The organism is Streptomyces sp. NPDC059256 (assembly GCF_042753785.1).
Classification (GTDB): domain Bacteria; phylum Actinomycetota; class Actinomycetes; order Streptomycetales; family Streptomycetaceae; genus Streptomyces.
Genome location: NZ_JBHYZO010000032.1, coordinates 47,206 through 66,681 on the forward strand (window position 1 = coordinate 47,206; position 19,476 = coordinate 66,681).

Here is a 19,476-nt window from a genome sequence, read left to right on the forward strand (position 1 = left end):
CGGACTGCCCGCATCGCACGGGCGGTACTGGCCCCTGAACCAGGGCCAGTTCCGGCAACCGATCTGTGGTGCACCGCGCGGAACGAGGTCACGAAACCCGTGTCGCCCTTTTGAAGACTTCGAACACGGCGAGGTAGTTCTTCCCGCTGTAGCCCTCGGCGATCGCCCGCTCGGCGATCTCCTTCATCAGCCGCGGCTGGTCGGAGTGAACGCCCTGCTCCACACATGTACGGGTGATGTGCTCCAGCGCATTGAGATTCATCTCCATGGTGCCGACGTCGCCCGGATAGTTGCCCTTGTCCAGATCGGGAGCCTGCTCGGCGAGAGTTGAGTCCACCACCGAGGGCATGAACCAGTTGAGTGCGAGATCGGCGAAGGTGACCGCCGAGACGTTCGCCGATCCGACCAGCGCCGTGGCGTGCAGAAAGCCGTTGATGGTCGCGTACATCAGGTCGAGCAGGGCAGCGTTGTAGAGCACTGCCAAGCTGGGGTCGGAGCCGAGGTAGCGAGGGCTGCCCATGCTCGCCAGCGTCGCCCGGTGCTCGTCGAAGACATCCTGTGGACCGCTGTAGAGGAAGACGGACTCGGGGTGTCCGACGAGCGGTGGTGGCACCATGATCGCGCCGTCCAGGTAGGCGGCACCCCGCGAGGTTGCCCAGGTGACCGCTGCATGTGCCTCGGTGGGGGTACCGGAGTTGAGGTTCACCAGTACGCGCCCCTCCAAGGCATCACCGGCCGATTCAAGGACCGCGTACATGGTTGCGTAGTCCTTGAGGCACAGGATCGTGACAGGGCTGGCGGACACCGCCTCGGCCACGGTCCTCGCGCGGCGGGTGCCCTTGGCGACGAGGCCGTCGGCTTTCTCCGGGGTGCGGTTCCAGACGGTCGTGGCATGGCCGTGGTCCCCCAGTGCCTCGGCGAGGGCCAGACCCATCGGGCCGAGGCCGAGGACGGTAACGGGTGTGTGCTGAGGGCTTGTTGAGCGCTGATTCGTCATGCGGAATAGACTGCTGTCTCACATCGATGTGAGAGTCAACTGAACGTGGTGGTCATCACATGCGCATGGGGGAGTTCTCCCGGCGGACCGGGGTCAGCCAGCGCCTGGTGCGCTACTACGAGGAGCAGGGGCTGCTCAAGCCGTCGCGGCGGCCGAGCGGATATCGCGAGTTCACGGAAGAGGACATGGCCACCGTCCGGGGCATCCGCATGCTGCTCGGCGCCGGACTCAACACCGCGACGATCGCCGAACTGATGCCCTGCATGGTCGACGACGGGCAGACCCTGGCGCCGGCCTGTTCCGGCATGCTGCCCGACCTGAACCGGGAACGTGAACGCATCGACGAGGCCGTGGCCGGCCTGCTGGCCGCACGGGACAGGCTGGACACCGTCATCGCCGCCACGGCGCTGACCGGAGGCGCCGACCCGGAAGCCTGCCACGCGGCCGTTGCTGCGCAACGGCCTGGCGACGCGGCTGTGGCACCGCTCGGTACGCCCGTCTGACGAGCGCCGGAGCAGGCAGCCCGACACGGCAGCAGTCGGTCGCACGGCTGATCCGCGATCCGGTCCGCCCGCGCCCTGGTGGATACTCAAGTCAGTGATCCGAAGGGGGACGGGTGGACTGGTCGGGTGGGTTGCTGGCGTTCACGGCCGGGTTCGCGATCTCCATCGTCACCGCACCCGTCGGTGTGTCCGGAGCGGTGTTCCTCCTGCCGGTGCAACTGAGCGTGCTCCAGGTCCCCAGCCCTTCGGTGACTCCCACCAATCTGCTCTACAACGTGGTCGCCGGGCCGGGGGCACTGCTGCGGTATCGCCGACGAGGAGGGCTGGGCGGTCGACTGCCCCGGCTGCTGATCGCCGGTGCCGTGCCGGGAGTGGTCCTCGGCGCGGTGATCCGTGTCTTCGCCATCCCCGGCCCCGAGATCTTTCGACTCCTGGTCGCTGCACTCCTGCTGCCGCTCGGTCTCTGGTTGTGCATCCGCACCCTCAGACCGTCGGGCCAGGTGGAGAGGCCCGATCTCGGTACCCGTACCACCGTGTGGTTGGCACTGGCCGTGGGTACGGCCGGTGGCATCTACGGCATCGGCGGTGGGTCGCTGATCGGTCCGATCCTGGCGGGCCGGGGAATGGCGGTCTCCCGGGTCGCTCCCGCCGCATTGGCCTGCACGTTCGTCACCTCTCTCGTGGGTGCTGCCACCTATGCGGTACTCGCCTTCGCCGTCCCGGGGCACAACATCGCTCCGGACTGGTTCCTCGGGCTGGTCTGCGGACTCGGTGGCCTCTGCGGGGGCGCGGTGGGTGCCCACCTCCAACCCAAGCTCCCCGAAAGGTCGTTGAGGTTGCTGCTGGGGACCCTGGCGATGGCGCTGGGCGCCCTCTACGCGGTGCAGGGCCTGACCTGAGAGCGACACCCTGGCACAGCGAGCGTCCGACGGGAAGCGGTGCGCAGGCGAACTCCGTCGTCCGGTGAACAGCCAGGGCATCGGGCGGCCTCTGCCAGCCGTGGGATCCTTTTCACCGCCGAGGCTGTCCGGCCCGTTCCGCGTCCGCGGCGTTGCCGAAGTCCCACAGACAAACCAGGCTGCGGTCCTCGATCGCCGTACGCACACGTGCGCTCACATGCAGGAGGAACGATGTCAGCCGCGGCTGCCTGCCCTCCCACCGATCGGCGAACCAGTCACCCGTACCCTCGTGCAGCAGCAGTTGTGCCGTGGGCCTGGAACACACCGCCAACAGGTCCCCCGCCCGGGTGTGGATCGGGTCCCACCGCACCTTCGCGTCCCTACTGGGCAGTGGGGGGCCAACTGGCCCGGCCTCCTGGACGGGGAACACCGTCGACCAGTGGCCGTCGCGCAGCCGCAGCACCATTCCGTCGCCGGCTCCGAAGGCCAGATGGGTGCGCGACGGCCGGTCGCCGAGGGGCGACAGCAGTCCCGTCATCGCCACCTCCACCGCCCGATCGTCCGCCGTGCCCTCCTGCGAGGACCAACCCCGGTTGTTCGCCTCCACCCTGATCGCCCGCCCCACGTCCGCGAGGGCCAGCCGCAGCGCAGCCGCGGGCGTCGAGAAGTCCTCCAGGGTGTTCGGCTCGCCGTGGGGCGCATCCGCGCGAGGTGCGAGCCAGGAGGAGAGCACATCGGCCTGGTTCTGGACCTGTGTGACCAGCGCTCGACAGGCGTGGGAAGCCGCCGACTGCGACCAGGCACCGTCGGGCGCACCCGCGGCGACCGCGCTCAGCAAGGTGGAGCCGCCGAGACCCACCGGCATCCGCAGCAGCACGGCGTCCCGCCGGTGCTGCTGCCGTTGCCGGTGACGATCACCGCAGACCGAGGCCGCCCGGACCACCACGGCACCCAGATCCGCCCCGTCCACCACACTGTCCGCGGCCGTGTCCGCGCTCAACGACAGTTGTTGCGGTATCGCCGACCGGGTCGGGTCTTCCTCGTCCATCGACGGCTGTCCGGCATCGGACGAGATCCAGGTGTGGTCGTGTTCGTCCAGATCGAATTCCCGCAGACGCTCCTCGGCCCTTCGATGTGCCTCCACGGCCTCCTCCGCCTCGGCCAGCACCTCGCGATGCGCCGCCTCGTACTCGGCGCGCAGCCGTTCCTTCTCCTCGTGGAGTCGTATGGCCTCGTCCTCGGCCCGTTCCTTCTCACGGGTGGCCTTGACGGCCTGGAACTGGGCCTGGTCCCGCTCGGCCACCGCCCGATCGCGGGCTGCCGTGAGCTGTTGCGTTTCGGCGGCGCCTCCGTCGCGGTCGGCCCGTGCCCGATCGCGCGCGTCCAGTGCCCGGTCGCGTTCCGCCAGCGCGCGTTCGACCCGGTCGCGCTGCTGGACCGCATCGTGCTCCAACTCACCCAGTCGACGGGTCAGCGCGGCATCGGGAGCCGGCAGCGGACGGTCCTCACGCATGAGTTGGACGGAGGGTGGCGGTGCGGCCCGGAGCCGATGGACCAGCAGGCCGATCGTCGCCAGTGCGAACAGCAGCAGCACACCCAGCACGAGCGTCATGGTGAATCCTCCTTCCGGCCCTGCGGCCGGGGATCGGGCGGCGTGGAACGGGCGTCGGAGGCCCGTGGGGGAGTGGCGGTCGTCGATGCGCCGGAAACGCAGGAGTCGGCCAAGGAGGGGCGCGTACGACGTCCCTGCCCAGCGGCCCGGGCGGCGAGCAGGCCCACCGTGTCGTTCTCCCAACGGGTCCACATCTCATCCGCATGGGCCCGTATCGCGGCTGCTCCGAGCCGCGGCGAAGTCCCGTCCGCGCCGAGGGCGGGGTCCGTGCCACTGGTGGGGGTGCTGCCCCTGTGGGGCCAGGGGGTGTGCCCTTCGAGCGGGTCAAGCGGCCACTGGCGGGCGAATGCCGCGTCCCGACAGCCGAGTCGGGTGTCGTCGAAGGCCGCGACCAGTCTCCGTCGGGTCAGTTCCGCAAGACCGTCGACACTCGCCAGCACAACGGAATCCACCAGATCGCCCAGCGCGGCAAGACCGCTGCCGACCCGGTCGGCCCGAGCCTGCGCGAGCAGCGCACCGGACGATCCGAAACGCGGACCGCCTGGCCCGCTCCGAGGTTCGGCCGCAGCCGCGAGAGTGCCGACGACCGCGTGCGCTTCGGAGACGGCGATCGCAGAGACCCGGGGCCGGGGGCCACCGAGCAGCACCGCGAGACGTGCGCTCAACCAAGCGGCCAGTTCTGGCACGGCGGCGGTTCCCGACCTCTCGTCGAGCGTGGCCACCGGGACCACCGAAGGGCCGTGCGGGAGCGCGTTCAACTGCTCCGTCCAGCGCCGCAACCACTCCACCGTCGGGCCGGATTCGTCCGAGGCAACGGTGGACAGCGCGCCGGCGGGGAAAAGCAGCAGCACGCCGTGGCAGGAGCCGATCAGCCGCCGCACCGACCCGCTGGTGTCGGCTGCGGAACCGGGCGTACCGCAGGGCACGTCCACCAGCTCCACGGGCGTTCCCGCACCGGTCGACGCGAGCACCGGACGTCGGCCCGAAGGCACACCGAGCCAGCTCACCGGCTGTGCGAAGAAGGGCTCCAGCTCTGCCGTGTCCCCGTCCGGCACGGCCCCCGCCAGGTCCTGGATCCGGCGCCACAGCAGCGTCGCGGTCTCTCGATCCGACGCGAAGTCGAACCAGGGGCGGGCTGCCCCACGGCGCCCGTGCAACCAGGCGATCGTGTCCGGGGGCAGCGAGCGATTCCCCAGGAACCGCAGCCCCAGCCGCTCCAGCGCATCGGCCGGCTCCGCCTCGATCACCAGCCGGGACCGATCGCCGGCCCTCGCGACCACCAGCGGGAGGACACCACGACCACCCCTGGCACCCGCCCGCCACGTCGGCGGCGCTCCAGCCCCTGCCGCGGGGTGGCCGCTGAGCAGCGCCACCACTCCCGGATCGGGCAGCCTGCGCAGTACGGCGATCCGCACCGACGGCGCCGCCCCACCAGACTCCTCGGCCCGCAGTACGGCTGCCGCGTCCCGGGCCAACTGCGGTGTCAAACCGCCCGAGCGCCCCACCGCGGTCCTCGACATCAACCGTGCGCCTTCCACCCAGGTCGAGGGCAGGGACGGTCGGTCGACGCGGCCCTTGCTCATGCTCATCACCGCGGCCTGATGACCACGGCACCGATGCCCTTGCCGTCCTGGGAGCCGGCCAGTGCGTAGAGCACCCACTGCAACGCCCTCGGGGCGCCCTTGCGCCCGGTGAGGTTGTCCTCCTCACCACTGCCCGTCAGCGCGAGCAACTGCTCGCGCTGAAGGCGCTCCGGATGGTGGTGCAAGGAGTAGCCCGCCCGGGTGGCCGACTTCGCCAACTCCGACCAGCCAGCTGCTCGCCACCGCCACCACCAGCTCTCCTGCGATGCGGGTGTGGTGTGCAGCACCGATCCGATGAGGGCGTCGAGCCGGTGTTCGGCGCGGAAGCGGTTCTCCGCGTTGTCGACCCGTTGTGAGGCACTGAGGGAGGTGAGGTGGTCGACGAGGAGCTGTTGAAAGTTCTCCACCGCCTTGGTGACCCCGATGTTCTGGCCCTTCCAGCGCAGCACGAGCAGCGGATCGAGGCGCGCCAGCTGCATGGCCTGGTGGGCTCGTACGGCCCAACGGCGCCGGCACTCCCGATCCGCTTCGGTGCCCTTCGCCGCAGCGGGGCCGCCCAGGAGGCCCGCGGCCCGACTGAGCTCCGCGGGCAGGTCGGACGGCAGTTTCCCGTTGGCCGTCGGCGCCAGGCTCAGCAGCACGGGGCCGCTGTGGTCCACCAGCGTCGGGACCAGGACGTCCGGGTCGTCGATGCCCTCCTCCCGCGGTGGTCCCGACCGCTCGCCCGCCCGGCGCAGACCGACCGAAGCCCGGGCCGCGGCCGACAGTTTCCCGTGCCACGCGATGCGCTGATCGTCGGGCAGTCTGAGCAGGGCCACATGGGACAACCGCCAGTAGTCGCCCGCCGAGACCGGGGGTGTGATCTCAGGTTCCTCCGCCGGGCGGAGCCTGAGCAGATCTGCGGGGGAGTCGAGCCAGACCCGGGTGTCGATGTCGTCGAGCAGGGCGATGTACTGCTCCCGTATCGCCTCTTGCAGTCGATCTCCCGTGGTGGTGCGCGGGGTTGCCCGCCGTGCCGTCGAGGGCTGCTGCTCCCGTGCGGCGCCTGCCGTCGTCTTGCCGGGCAGGCCCTTCGCCGCTTGCAGAGACGTTCCCGAGCTGTTCGGCGGGGGTGTCGTGGTCTGTGGACCGTGCGCAGGTGGTGGGGCACCGCCGGCTGTGCTCTGTGGGTTCTCGTCGGTGACCGGGTCAGTGGGTGAACCGGTGTCGGCTGACTCCCCCTCCACGCCCCCGACACCCTGGGCACCATCGAGCACCCCCGGTGGACGGTGCGCGGGCGCCCCCGGAGCCCCGGCCGCATGAGCGCCGTCCGTATCCGTGCCGGTGCCGGTGCCGGTGCTGGTGCCCATGCCCGTGTCGGTGTCGGTGTCGGTGTCGGTGTCGGTGTCGTACGGTCCGTCCTCGGCCCGTCTGCCCACCAGGATCAGATGCCCCAAGCACCCCGTGATGTGCAGGAGCTGACGACCCTGGGGATCCCGTCTGATCTCCTCGTCGAAGGGCGGCCGGTCCATCACGCCGTAGCAGGCGGTGAGTGCGTCCAACAGGACGGCCCGACTGGGAGACGCCGTGCCCAACAGCGCCAGCACCCCCGCGGAGAACTCGGCCAGCAGCTCTTGCGGGGAGCAGTCCGCAGGCGCCAACGACAACCCCGTTCCCCGGCCGTCGGGCGGACTGGTGTGGTCGTCCATCAGTGACCTCCGTTGAACGGGTCCCACTCGTCCTTGAACTCCGGTCGCCCCCGGTGCATGCGCCTGCGGTACACCAATCCCGCTTGTGTCTGCACCTCCAGCAGATTCAGCGCTGAGGCGTACGGCACCGCACCGCGGAACACCGAGAGGCGCCCCCGCGCGTCCAGGGCCGCTGTGTGGAGCCGCTGCTGTCCGTGGACGGCAGCCTCCGGTACGGGCAGGGAGTCCACGAGCACCGGATTGCCGCTGCCGTCGTCGAGATAGAACTCGTACTGACCGTCCGTCGGTGGCACCGAAATGGTGGCGATCCGGCCCGGCAACCGGTGCTGGGTGCTGTCCGCGTCCGGGTGGAACGACTCGGTGAAGTAGTCGTCGTGGGCCCCGGGCGGTGGCTGGGGGAAGACCTCGGCCAACCCGCCGTCGACCGTCGCCACACAGAGCCGACCCGGCAACCGGCAGCGACCGAGGTCCGGATCGAAGACGGCCTCGTTGATCAGTGCCGCGAGGTCCACATGGTGCCGGGTCGTGTCCACCCAGTAGTGCGGACGTCCGTTGCAGAACAGGATGTACGGGTCCAACTCCTGGTCGACCTCGATCAGGTACTGGACCCCGTTGTCCCGCTGGGGGTGCCACGCCGGGTGGGACAGATCGATGGCGTCCCGCCCTTCGGCCGCCAATTCCACATCGAAGCTGCCCCACTGGATGGAACGCGACGCCGAGGTGATGCGGTGCAGCTCCACCTTCCGGGGCAGGAGGTTCCACGCCGATCTGATGCCGAGGGTGCCGCGCTCGTCGAGTTCCACGAAGGGCTCACCGGCCCTCAACAGCACCACGGGACGCATGGCCCCCGCCCGCGGCCCCAGATCGCAGGGCAGGCTGGAGAACAAGCCGTGCGTCTCGATGTCCAGATCCGTCATCCGGGGGTGGGAGACCTGCTCGTCGGTGCGCTTGGTCTCCGTGACCCGTGCGACCGAGCGGACGGTGTGCGCCCACCCGGCGCCGATCGACGTCGCCTGCTTGGCGGCGAACCCCGTCTCGATCGACAGTGCCGTCGGATTCCAACCGAACTTCAACTGGGAGCCGGAGTCGGCCCGCGACAACACGTCGATCACCGTCTCCCGCACCAGGGCCATGTTGCTGGTGCGTCCCGACAGGACGACCTGGTCCAAAACCGGTTCCGGCCAGGTCGGCTGTCCTGCTGCGGCAGCGGCGGCGATGCTCTCCTGCTCGCGCTCGAAGGTGGTGCGCACCAGATCGGCGCCCATCTCGGCCGCGCGTTGCAGCACCGGCAGCATCAGCCTACGGAACTGGCCGGCGTCGAGGGCGAGCGCGCCCTGAGGCTCTGCCAGCCCCTTGGAGGTTCCCTGCACGACCTCGGTCAGCTCATGCATCTCCAACTCGACAAGACCCCCGTCGGCGGCGCTCAGAGCCCGCTTCTTCGCCTCCGCGAGCCGCCAGAGACTCCGGAACCTGTCCCGGGGCCCACCGGCGGTCTGATGGGGGGACGAGGCGTTCCACGAGGTGGGCAGATAGTCGTCCAGGGTCTCCTTGACGTTCTTGTCCACGACCTGGTCGAGATTGCGTCCGGCCTGGTCGGAGACCTGGGCCGCCAGGGAACGCCGACTGTGCCCCGCTTCCTGTTCGCCCTCGCCACGGATGCGCAGGGCATCCACGATCACCGCTTTGAGCCAGTAGAAGACCTGGAGTGTGAGCAGGTCCCCACCCAGTTGCTCGTGCCCAGTCGAACCGAGCAGTGTCGGTTCCAACCGGTAGCGGCGGCCGGCGATCCTGCCGTCCTTCTCCGTTCGCTCCGGGGTCTGGTCGACCAGGACCAACTTCAGCAGGGCGATGTCCGTCGTACCGCCCCCGATGTCGATGACGAGCATCGTGCGGTGCCAGGTCGCCGGTGTGACGGGCAGCGTCTGTCCTGGGCCATTCCGGGCGTCGGAGGCGTCGGGGCGCGGCGGAAGGGTACGGGTCACCCGCCGGGAGCGGGCCCGAAGCGCCTCCAGGCCCAGATTCTGGTTCCCCGAGAGTTCGCGCATCACGAAGAACAGCCCGGCGGCCAACCCCTCGTCGTAGTCGGTGACCACACGGGGTGCGCCCAGTGCCGCCCGCACCAGGTGCCCCAGCCGACGCTTCACCTCGGGGAGCACGGTCGTCGGATAGGTGACCACGACCGTTTGCACGACACTGCCCGGATTGTTCTTGTCGGCGGTCAGCTTCTCGGCCGTGCGCACCAGTTCCAGATACAGGTGTTGGGTCAGATGGATCGCGGAGAGATCGGAGTCCGGTACTTCGGGCAGCTTCGCCCGCATGACCATCCGCTTCAGCCCGGTGATCGCGCCGGACTCCTCCGAGAGGCGGAAGACCCGTGACTCCGGGAGCCCGGTGGAGGTGTCGGACACCGTGTCGACGATCTCGACGAGGGAACTGGCCGGCGCGAAGGTGTCGACCCCCTTCGGGCCGGGAAACGGCACCGGCCGCAACTCGTGGAGGCGCAGCGGCGGTGTGTCGGTCACCCGGGTGTACCCCTCGTGCAGCCGGGGGACCAGCCATGCGCGCAGCTCCCGTGAACCCCGGTGGAGCGCGTGTTCCACCGCGAGTTGCAGTGCGGATACCGCTTCCGGGTTGTCCTCGGCCACCATGGCGACCGCTTCCCGGCCCGTCACCGTCTCCTCGGTGGAGCCCCGCAGGGTCAAGTCGCCGTCGAGTATCTCGGCGACCGCAGTGCGCCACTGCGCCGGCACTCCCTCGGAGCCGCCCGGTTCCGTCGGGGCCTGCGGCAGTGTCAGCAGTTCGGTCAGGAACCGCCCCAGGGCCCGCCCCTGGTCGGGATCGATCGGATGCCGTTCCACGTAACCGGTGTCCTGGAGGGTCACGGTCGATGCGGTGGTGCCGAAGTCGACGACCACGAACTCCTGGTAGTGGTCGTCCGATGGTTCCCGCAGCGGAAGGAACTCCGGGGGTTCGTCCGTGGTGGGAACGGTGTGCGGCACTTCGCCCGGAGGAGCGAACTCCAACATCACACTGGCGCCGACCACGGACTTTCCCTTGGCGCTCTTGAGGTCGACCTCCCAGAAGGCGTCGACGTACAACGGGTCGTCCGGCGTACGTGCCGCACTGCCCGCGGTCCGCGGCCCGAGGTGCACGAACACGGCTTCCACCACGGCGTCCCGGACCAGGTCGAGATCGCCGATCACCGGCCTGTGGGCGTCTCCCTCCGCGGACCAGGCGACCCCCAACGCACGGGCGAGGCCGTGCGGCAGTTCCGCGCCGTCCACGGACGCGAGCTTGAGCCGGCCCGGGAGCTGGACACTGACGTACGCCTGCCCGGGCTCGTTGTCGGGGTGCAGGGTGACGATCGGCAGCGGATAGCACCCCTCGTACGCGAACAGCCGAAAGGAACGTTCACCGGTCCGCATCACATGCTCGGAGGGTACGGAAGGGGAGTCGGGGACGCGGAACGACAGGTACGGCTCGGCCATCAGGCATTCCTCCAGGTGCTGATCAACACATCGATCGGCTGTCCGCCATCGGCCGGGTCCGCCCCACCGCCAGGGCCTTCGCCCGAGGTGTCCTCACCCGTGGCGTCGGGTCCGGCCGGCCCGTGGGGTCCGGCTGGATCACCGGTACCGTTCGGGTCGCCCGGGGGCGGTCGTACGTCGTCGTCGGTGGGCAGGAACGCCTCCGTCTCCTCGTAGAACTCGATCAGGGCGTCCACCCGGGCGGTCAGCAGGCGGTTCAACCGGTCGGTCACCAGCGAGGCGGCCGTGTCGGCCGCATAGAGCCGCAGTTGCGAGACCATCAGCGGATGGCGCTCCTGGCTCTCCGTCATCGGATCCAGATCGGGAACGCCGTGGTGCCACGGCAGCGCGTGGTCGGCCTGCGCGGGGAAGCGCGCCGTCAGATCCTCCTCCGGCGGCGGGCCGGCGGCGTGGAGCTCGGCCTGCCGCCCCACCACATCCACCGGATCGAGCGCGGTCCACAGTTGCGACAGCCGGTTCTCCACCTCGTTGGCATCCCCGATGTACGAGAGGAACGCCTCCCTCAGCGACGGCACCGTGGCCGGCTCCTCGAACCAGCTCCTCAGCTCGTCGAAGGCGTCCTGCCAGGCCGCCTGCCAACTCGTCAACCACTGCCGAAGCTCCGTCTCCGCCTGTGCGGTGCGGCCGGTGACCAGCGCGGTGAAGCGCGTGATGTAACCCTGGGACGTGTCCGCCGCGTTCTCCGTGGGCACGGGCACACTCGGCTGCCCCGGCAGCGGCTTGCGGAGTGCGGCGGTCGGAGCCTTGCTCTTGGTGACCAGGCCCTTCTTGTCGGCCCTGGCCCGACGCAACAACTGCTCCCACTCGGCCCAGTCGTAGACCTCAGCGCGCACCTGCCCGGCCGCCGATGCCAGGCTCGGTGGGGCGGGCAACTCCACCACCGACACCGGCAGTTGCTCCGAGGTGTGGGCGGGCAGCTGCCGGCCGGTGTCCCGCACCTGACGCAGTTGGGACAGCAAGGCGCCGACCAGCAGACGGAACCGCTGGATCTGCTGGCGGATCCTGTGGTACTCCGCGATGCCGGGATCCTTCTCCGCGGACTCCAGCCGGACCTGGTACTGGAGCGCCAGCAGCGCCGCCCACAGCTTGCGTCTTGATGCCTCAGCCCGTTCGACCTTCTGCGCGGTCCCATTGGCCCGAAGCTGGCTCTCGATCAGCTGTTGCAGTGCCCGGATGCCACCGTCCCGCTCGGCCTCCCGCAACCGCCCGCCCCACGGCCCCGACGGATCGATCCGGTCGAACCGGGCGGCCGTACCCTCCCAGCGGGGGTGTGCGCCCTGGTCCAGTTGTTTGAGGGCGTCCTCGATGACGTCCCGAGTGCCCTGGGAAAGCTGCGCGTACGGCAGTCCGTACCGACGGATCGCCGACACGGACGAGGTGGCCACGACCGCTGCCTCCCGACCCTTGACGAACTTGTCCGAGTGCACGTGGATGCCGTTGAGTGAATCCGAGCGCTTCAACAGCTCCGGCAGGGACAACACCGTGTCGGGAAGCGTCGGGACGAGAACCCGGTCGAAGCTGTTGGCAGCGACGAGCGCCGCCTGCGCCAGCGCCTCGGGACTCCGGCCGTCCTTGACGAGCATCCCCCAGAACTCCTCCACCCCCCGACCGCCGGGTTTGCGCGAGTCGAGGACGACCAAGATGGTGTGCACCTCGGCGAGTTCGCTGCGGCTGAGATGCACGTCGCGCCCGTAGGAGCCCGCCCCGCCGATCCCGGGGAAGTCCAGGAACTGCAAGGGGTGTTCTTCGAGAAGTCCGTACAACTGCCAGTGATCGGGGGAGACATGGACGTCGAAGACGACCCGCTCGATCAGCATGAAGCTGCGGGCCAGGATCGCCGCGTCCTGCTCCACCTCAGCCGCGCTGAACGGTTGGATGCGAGGTCGCGGCTTCGCCGCGGGAATGCGCTCCTCACTGCCGTGGTCCAGTGCCTCGCGGACCAGCCGGGAGCTGACGTGCTGGACGGTGCCGAGGACATCGGTCTGGCTGAGCAGCGCATCGCGGATCCTGCACAGCTCGGTCGCCGCTGCTCGATGGGTGGCCGAGATCTGGATCGGATCGACCGGGGGTCGGTGGCCGGACGGGGGACCCTCTGCGGTGTTCACCGGCCAGAGGCAGCCGATCCACTGGTCGAACGGGCCCCAACCGCGCGGATCGGTCAGCGGATCGTACTCGCCGAGCACCGCTCCCGCGCCCAGAGTGGGATGGTCCTCGTCCATGCCGCGGGCCAGATCGGCCATGATGGCGCGGACACACGATCGGAGCCGATCCTCGGTGAGGTAATGCACCTCGGCCGTCGGCCCCGTACGGGTCGCGTGCTGAACAGCGGTCGTCGACCCGGGCTCCCCGCCGTCGTTCGCTGACTTCGCCTGGTGCAACCGGAGCACGGTGATGTTGCCGGTGGCCTTGCGGTCCTCGACCGGCAGGAGGTCCGGTCTGCCGAGGACCGAGCCCAACAACAGGGACTTGCCCACACTGAACTCGCCCACCACACCGAACGTGACGGGCTTGCGCACCCGGTCGCGCAGTTCGAGGACGCATCGCATCACCTCGGCGTTTCGGTCGTGGGCCTCCTGGGTCCCCGGTATCTCCTGCTGTTCGAGCATGGCGAGGGTCTCGTCGGCGAAGCGACGCAACTCGGCCAGATTCAGTGGTGGGGCCAAGGTGGTGGTCCTCCTCGTTCCGTTCTGTGCTCGGATGACGTCCAAGAGGTCAATGGATCGCAGGCCGGGTGGTTTGCTCGGCGGGGCCGCTGCGATCCCTCATTCGTGGTGGCGCGTGCTGCGGTGACTCGGGCGATGGTCGGAGTCATTCGCGCAGGAAGAACAGTTCGATCGTGGCCTGGCCCCGAGCCCGATCAGCGCTGGTGTTGCGGTAGCCGCGGATGATCTCCTCGTGGAACGGAGGGAAGAAGGTGGGGGAGACGGAGGGCAGCAGGGCGGCGATGGCCCGGGCGTAAGCACGGCTGGCGTCGTCGGCGACCGGACAGGTGCCGCACGAGGCGGCCGTACCCCAGACGATGACGAGCGCCGCCGTCTTCCCGGGGTGAGCGCGGATGCCCTCGGCCACCTCCTGACGGATCTCGCGGACGGCCTCCGCCCTGCCCGCGAGGAGCCCCGGCGCATCACCGGTCACATCGAACTCCTCGCTGTTGGGGTCGAGTCCGGGTTGGGCCGTCGCCGTTGCGGGCCTGGCTGAGGGCGATCGCGCGGCTGATGCGCTGGGGGCGGGAGACGGTTCGCCCGTGACCAGGTCGGTGGCGGTGGGAGCGATCCACTGACCACCCAGGGCGATCACCGTGATCACGAGCAGCAGATCGGCGAACAGCCATCCCGCTGCATGCGTCACACTCCCCGGAGAGCGTTGCCTCACGGCCCCTCCTCCCCGCCGCTCGTCGCCGACCCGGTCCTTGGACGGTGTACGTCGTGGTGATCGCTCACACTCCGGGCGGCGGACTCGGGCGCTTCATCGCGGGCGCCGCCCTCCCATGAACCTCCGACCCCGAGGGGAGCCGGAGGAACGGCGTCGTGGGGACCCGTTGCGCCTGCCGCGTCGAGACGGCGAGGATCGACGGGGTCGGCCCGGTGCACAGCGGTGTCGTCGGGGACGCTCTGGTCATCGGGATCTTCGGAGTACCACTCGTCCCAGCCCGTGTGCCCCTCGTCGCGCGGGTGATCTGCTGAATCGTCATACGGCAGCTCCGGACCGGCCACACCGGCAACACTGTCCACACCGTGCACCGCGGGCGACCGGGCGGAGCGGGCCAGGAACGTGTCCGAAGTCCCCGGTACCGGACCCGAGCGGGTGAACCGCTCGGTCGCCTCCGCCACCGAGGCGGCCACGGCCGCCAGGGTTCGGCGGAACTCATCGACCGCCAGGCGAAGATCCTCCTCCGTGTCCGCCCGGGCGATCCGGGCCGACAGCTCAGCGCCCTCGCGTTGTTGTGCCAGCTCCCGCAATTGATCCAGGTGGGCGCTGAGTTCACCGGATACGGCCCGCACATCGCCCCGTAGCGAGACGGCGAGCGCCGCGACGGCCCGGTCGTACGCCCAGCCGATCCGCTCCGCACCGTCGGCTGCCGATGCCTCCAGAGCCTGTGGCAGTGCGGCCACCGTCCCGTTGAGCTGCTCGGTCGCGCCTCCCAACTCGACCGTGGCGCTCTCCAGAGCCGTCCGCGCCCCGTCGAGGGTGGCCCCCAGCGCCTCGGCCGTACGGTCCAGCAGTTCGACGCCCCGGCGTACCGCGTTGTCCTCATGGGCCGCTGCGTCCTCGGCCGCGTCGTGGATGCGGTGCACCGCATCCAGGGCAGCCGCCGACAACTGGCCCGCTGCGGTGAGCGCGGACTCCTTGACGTGCTGACCCATCTCGCCCAGGACCTTGACGACCTCGTGGGAGAGCACCTCGGCGCCCCGGTGGGCGCCCACCGCGGCCTGCGAGGCGTGGTCGGCCGACAGTTCCACGGCGGCGGCGGCCGTCTGGAGACCCGCGACGGCAACTCCCAGGGCTTCGGCGGCCGACCGGGTGAGGGTCGCGGTCTCCCGCGCCTGTTCGACCAGTTCCCGGGTCTCACGCTGGACCGAGCCCGCCAGATCACCCAGAGCACGCAGATTGGCGGCTGCCCCCTGCAACTCCTCGGCGAACCGAAGCGGGGTCATATGGGCCGCGCCGGACGCCAGGGCCTGTACTTGCGCGAGCGCCCCTGCCAAACGGGCGGCGAACACCCTGGTCGCATGCTCATCGGCCAACTCCTGCCGGCTGCGCAACCGGGTTGCTGTGATCAGACCACCGAGTGCCAGGACGGTGTAGAGCACCATCACATCGAAGTGGAACGGAGCCCAGAGCTCTCCGGCGAAGCCCTGCTGCCACAGACCGAGAAACGATTCACTGCCCCCCTTTCCCGCCTCCCGCATCTCTTGATAGGCCCAGGCGGCGGCGCCCAGTCCCGCCCAGGTGACCAGGAGCGGCAGGAAGACCAGCGCACCCGCCCAGCCCGCGAGGGTGCGAGCCCATCTCTGCCGACGAACGGCCCAACTCATCTGATGAGCAGGCTGGTTCGGCGTGGGAGCTCCACGGGCGCGCGGAACCGTCGGCTCGGGGCCGGGGACGCTGAGTAGCGATCCGGGTGCGCTGTAGACGGCGACCAGGTCGGTCCCTGACCATCGAGCGAGCCGTTCGGGGTGGGGGATGTCCCCCGCGAGTTCGATCAAAGCAGTGCGATGGACGGCGACTCGTGGATCCAGTGCCAACGAGCTTAGTTCGGCCGCCAGTTGCCGTGGTTCTCTCCCCGTCGGACCGGCTGCGGGCACATCACTTCCGGCCATCGAACCCCCCAGTCCGGTATGACCCCCACGTCCTGTCTTCCCGGGACAGGACGTATCGATCCGGCCTCGGACGTATGGCCACACTCCGCACCGAGCCGGTCACCATTACGCCATAGATCCGGCCATCCGCACTATCGGTTGAAGGTAAAACGTCGGTCGACTCGGGATCGCCGTGAACCGGGTGACGGATGGGGCTCGTTGTCCGTGCCCGAGCACCCCCGGCAGAGAGCGTGGGACGGGGAAGGCAACCGAAAAGGGGGACCGGTGCCGCTCAGCGGCACCGGTCCCCTGCGGCCTAAGCCGCGATGTCATCGTCGGCCGACGGTCACCGGCCCTGGAGCGTTTTCACATTCTTTCCGAAGGTCCAGTTCCGCGACCCGTCCCAGTTGATGGACCAGGTCATCAGCCCCTTGAGGGCGTTGTTGTAGCCGTTCCACGCCTGCGCCACCAGGCTCGGGGACATATGGCCGCCGCCCGCACCCGGCTGTGCCGGCAGACCCGGGACCTGCTTGTCGTACGGGACCTTGATGGTCGTGCCCTGGATGACCAGACCGCGGTTGAGGCAGTCGGTCTGGGCCTTGAAGCCGGCCACCGTTCCGGCGGAGTACGAGTCACCTGAGCACCCGAACATGCTGCCGTTGTAGTACTGCATGTTCAGCCACCACAGCCGGCCGTTGTCCGCGTACTTCTTGATGATGGGCAGGTACGAGCCCCAGATCGAGCCGTACACCACACTGCCACCGGTGACGTAGGCCGTCTCGGGTGCCATCGTCAGACCGAAGTTCGCGGGCATCTGGGCGAGGACGCCGTCGATGATGCGGATCAGGTTGGCCTGGGACGCGGAGAGTTGGTTGATGTTCCCGCTGCCGACGAGGCCGGTCTCGATGTCGATGTCGATGCCGTCGAAGTTGTACTTCTTGAGGATGGGCACCACGGTGGCGACGAACCGGTCGGCGACCGCGCTGGAGCTGAGGTCGATCCCTGCGGCGGCGCCGCCGATGGACATCAGGATGGTGAGTCCGTCCTGCTTGGCCTGACACATCTCGGCCGGCGTCGGGACCTTCACCGTGTTGTCCATGCCGTCTTCCCACAGCACGGTGCCGTCCGAGCGGATGACCGGGAAGGCGGCATTGATCACGTTGTAACCGTTGGCGCGGATTCGGCTGTCGGTGATCGGTATCCAGCCGAGCGGGGGATGCACGCCGTTGACCGCGCCGTCCCAGTTCTCCCAGTAGCCGTGGAGCACCTTGCCGGTGGGCTTCGACTTGACCGCACAGGTTTCCGCTGCAGCCGCTGTGGGGGCGGCCTTCTGATCGCTGGGTGCGGCGCTGGGTGCCTGGGCGGCCACCATCTGTACGGCGAATGCCATGGCCAGGGCGGAACCCAGCAAACGCATCTTCCGACCGATCATGCGTGCTCCCTTCGGGCCCGCCGCGAGCACCGGCTCGGCACTGCGTCGGGCTCTCGGTGAGTGGTGGGGGGTGATTGATCGCGAGGCGGATGTCCGCGTGCCGCCCTGGGGGCGGGGCGGCACGCGGTGGGGGAACGACTACCGGGGGGCCGGTGTCGTGAACATCCGGGCGGCGGGAGACGGGGAGTCGTGCGACTGGGGAGAGCCGCAGGACGGAGAGAGCTATGGAGGATGGGGAGGGGTAGCTCTGTGGAGCACGCTTACCTCCTGGACTGTGGGGGCCTGGAGACATCCGCGGTGCGATGCGCCACACCGTAGGTTGGTCCAGACCTGTCGTCAATAGGTCTGGACCAAAGTCCTGGTGGGGTGATGTCGCCCCACGGTGGGTAGAGCCCCTGGACCGGGCAGTTCCTCCCGCCGGGCCCACACGGGTGCGCGATCGTTTCAACTACCTCGTGTCGAAAGGGCTGTTAAGGTTCCGACTTGCGATGTCTGGGGTGATCCGGGGGGAGAATTCATGGCTTCACCAGATGTGCGAAGACTGTTCATACCCACGGGGCCTGCCCCGCTGGGGCACCCTCGCATTCATCCTGTGGGCGCTCGGCATCCTGGGCCTCATGACGTACGACTACGGCCTCCGGGACACCTGGAACGCCGAGGCCGCCGCCAAACAGCGCGCTCCCGACACCCGTTCGCTGCCCCTCGCGATCGAGCGCCCGGGCACCTACTGGATCAGCCTGGAACACCGCAGCGATCTCGCCCCCTCGGCTCGACTGGACACCTTCATCGAACAGCAGCCGTCGCGACCGGGCGTCATCCGAGCGGTGCCGAACGCCGGACGCCCTCTTGAGATCAGACGTGAGCGCCTCGGCATCGTGCAGTCCCTCCAGCGCGACGTCCGCTCCCTGGCACACGGCTAGGACACTGCTACGACACCATCGGGGCGGCTGACGGCGGGGGAGCGGCCCGCAGTCGGCCGGGGGCGGGACTGTCAGTGCGTTCTGCGACAGTGGACCGGTGATCACAGACACCTCCCTCCCTCAGCCGCTCCCGCTCGACGACTTCTGGCGCCTCATCGACGAGGTCCGCACCAGGACGACACCGGAACGTCCGTTCGCGACGGTCCTTACCGACGTACTGGCCGATTCCTCCCCGGAGCAGGCCCTCGGCTATGAACTGACCTTCACCGCGCTCCATGGGGCGTTGTACCGCTGGGACATATGGGCAGCCGGTTATCTGATAGGCGGTGGTTGCTCCGACGACTCCTTCATGGACTTCCGGGCCGGTGTCATCGCCCAGGGTCGATCTTGGTACGAGAAGGTCCTCGTGGCCCCGGACAGTCTTGCGGAGCACCCCGTCGCACTGAGCGGCGAGCCCACCATGCTGGAAGAGATCGTCTTCGACGAGGACAGCAACTACGCCGCGTCCCGAGCCTTCTCCCGGCTGGCCGGCAGTGAGGAACTCTGGGAAGCGGCGACAGGGGCGACCAACCGGCACGAGCCGGATATGGGGGAACCCTTCGATTTCGACGATGACGATGAGATGCGTCGCCGACTGCCCGCGCTGACCGCGCTCTTCCTCGACGGCGAAGGATGATCGGGCCCCGTGGGTTCCCTCTGCCTGGGGACCCGTCGGGCGCGGCCACTGTGGCACCTCAGGGACGACGGCAGGGAGGGTCGTGACGCATCCGGCCGTCCGTGGTGAGCGGAGCATCGTCGAGAAGTGAGGGGTCAGCTCCGGAACAGCAACTCGCCCCTACAACAAGGCTCGGCGTCCCCTGACGGGGCGCCGAGCCGCAACATTCTTCTCAGTGTCTCGCGTTAGTTTTTGTGGTTGTTGATGTGGGTGGTGAGTTGGGGGATGACGGTGAAGAGGTCGCCGATGATGCCGTAGTCGGCGAGGTCGAAGATGGGT

The 19,476-nt window shown here is 69.3% G+C and carries 13 protein-coding genes; 4 read left to right on the top strand and 9 right to left on the bottom strand.

Features of this window, described 5'->3' with window-relative positions; translation table 11 throughout:
• Positions 1-88: 88 nt before the first annotated feature.
• Complete coding sequence (locus tag ACFXJL_RS33190; RefSeq protein WP_384698834.1) at positions 89-997, bottom strand: NAD(P)-dependent oxidoreductase; 909 nt, start codon at positions 995-997, stop codon at positions 89-91.
• A gap of 59 nt (positions 998-1,056) precedes the next feature.
• On the opposite strand from ACFXJL_RS33190, the gene ACFXJL_RS33195 reads away from it, so the two are divergent.
• Entirely contained in the window at positions 1,057-1,500 is a 444-nt protein-coding gene (locus tag ACFXJL_RS33195; RefSeq protein WP_384698837.1) for a MerR family transcriptional regulator, read from the top strand.
• A 113-nt stretch (positions 1,501-1,613) separates the two neighbouring features.
• Positions 1,614-2,399, top strand: coding sequence for a TSUP family transporter (locus ACFXJL_RS33200; RefSeq protein ID WP_358882322.1), 786 nt, complete (start codon positions 1,614-1,616; stop codon positions 2,397-2,399).
• Between the two features lie 112 nt (positions 2,400-2,511).
• Here the strand turns inward: ACFXJL_RS33200 and ACFXJL_RS33205 are convergent, their stop codons facing one another.
• The 8 genes from ACFXJL_RS33205 to ACFXJL_RS33240 form a co-directional block, all read right to left on the bottom strand.
• On the bottom strand, positions 2,512-4,011 hold the full coding sequence (locus ACFXJL_RS33205) for a hypothetical protein (RefSeq protein WP_384698840.1): 1,500 nt from the start codon (positions 4,009-4,011) through the stop codon (positions 2,512-2,514).
• Positions 4,008-5,594 (bottom strand): hypothetical protein, encoded by a 1,587-nt coding sequence (locus tag ACFXJL_RS33210; protein WP_384698843.1) that lies wholly within the window; start codon positions 5,592-5,594, stop codon positions 4,008-4,010. Before ACFXJL_RS33210 ends, ACFXJL_RS33205 begins: the two co-directional genes overlap by 4 nt.
• A 5-nt stretch (positions 5,595-5,599) precedes the next feature.
• On the bottom strand, positions 5,600-7,282 hold the full coding sequence (locus tag ACFXJL_RS33215) for a hypothetical protein (RefSeq protein ID WP_384698846.1): 1,683 nt from the start codon (positions 7,280-7,282) through the stop codon (positions 5,600-5,602).
• Entirely contained in the window at positions 7,282-10,770 is a 3,489-nt protein-coding gene (locus ACFXJL_RS33220; protein WP_384698849.1) for a hypothetical protein, read from the bottom strand. The genes ACFXJL_RS33215 and ACFXJL_RS33220 overlap by 1 nt, the downstream gene beginning before the upstream one ends.
• The gene (locus ACFXJL_RS33225; protein ID WP_384698852.1) at positions 10,770-13,493 is read right to left on the bottom strand and encodes a hypothetical protein; all 2,724 of its coding nucleotides are present in this window, start codon (positions 13,491-13,493) and stop codon (positions 10,770-10,772) included. The genes ACFXJL_RS33220 and ACFXJL_RS33225 overlap by 1 nt, the downstream gene beginning before the upstream one ends.
• Before the next feature lie 145 nt (positions 13,494-13,638).
• Positions 13,639-14,202, bottom strand: coding sequence for a hypothetical protein (locus ACFXJL_RS33230; RefSeq protein WP_358882316.1), 564 nt, complete (start codon positions 14,200-14,202; stop codon positions 13,639-13,641).
• Positions 14,199-16,151 (bottom strand): hypothetical protein, encoded by a 1,953-nt coding sequence (locus ACFXJL_RS33235; protein WP_384698855.1) that lies wholly within the window; start codon positions 16,149-16,151, stop codon positions 14,199-14,201. Before ACFXJL_RS33235 ends, ACFXJL_RS33230 begins: the two co-directional genes overlap by 4 nt.
• Before the next feature lie 325 nt (positions 16,152-16,476).
• The gene (locus ACFXJL_RS33240) at positions 16,477-17,562 is read right to left on the bottom strand and encodes a chitinase (protein WP_384698858.1); all 1,086 of its coding nucleotides are present in this window, start codon (positions 17,560-17,562) and stop codon (positions 16,477-16,479) included.
• A gap of 617 nt (positions 17,563-18,179) precedes the next feature.
• Between ACFXJL_RS33240 and ACFXJL_RS33245 the strand changes: the two genes are divergently transcribed.
• The gene (locus tag ACFXJL_RS33245) at positions 18,180-18,482 is read left to right on the top strand and encodes a hypothetical protein (protein WP_384698861.1); all 303 of its coding nucleotides are present in this window, start codon (positions 18,180-18,182) and stop codon (positions 18,480-18,482) included.
• A gap of 97 nt (positions 18,483-18,579) precedes the next feature.
• Positions 18,580-19,158, top strand: coding sequence for a DUF4240 domain-containing protein (locus ACFXJL_RS33250; RefSeq protein WP_384698864.1), 579 nt, complete (start codon positions 18,580-18,582; stop codon positions 19,156-19,158).
• Positions 19,159-19,476: the final 318 nt, after the last annotated feature.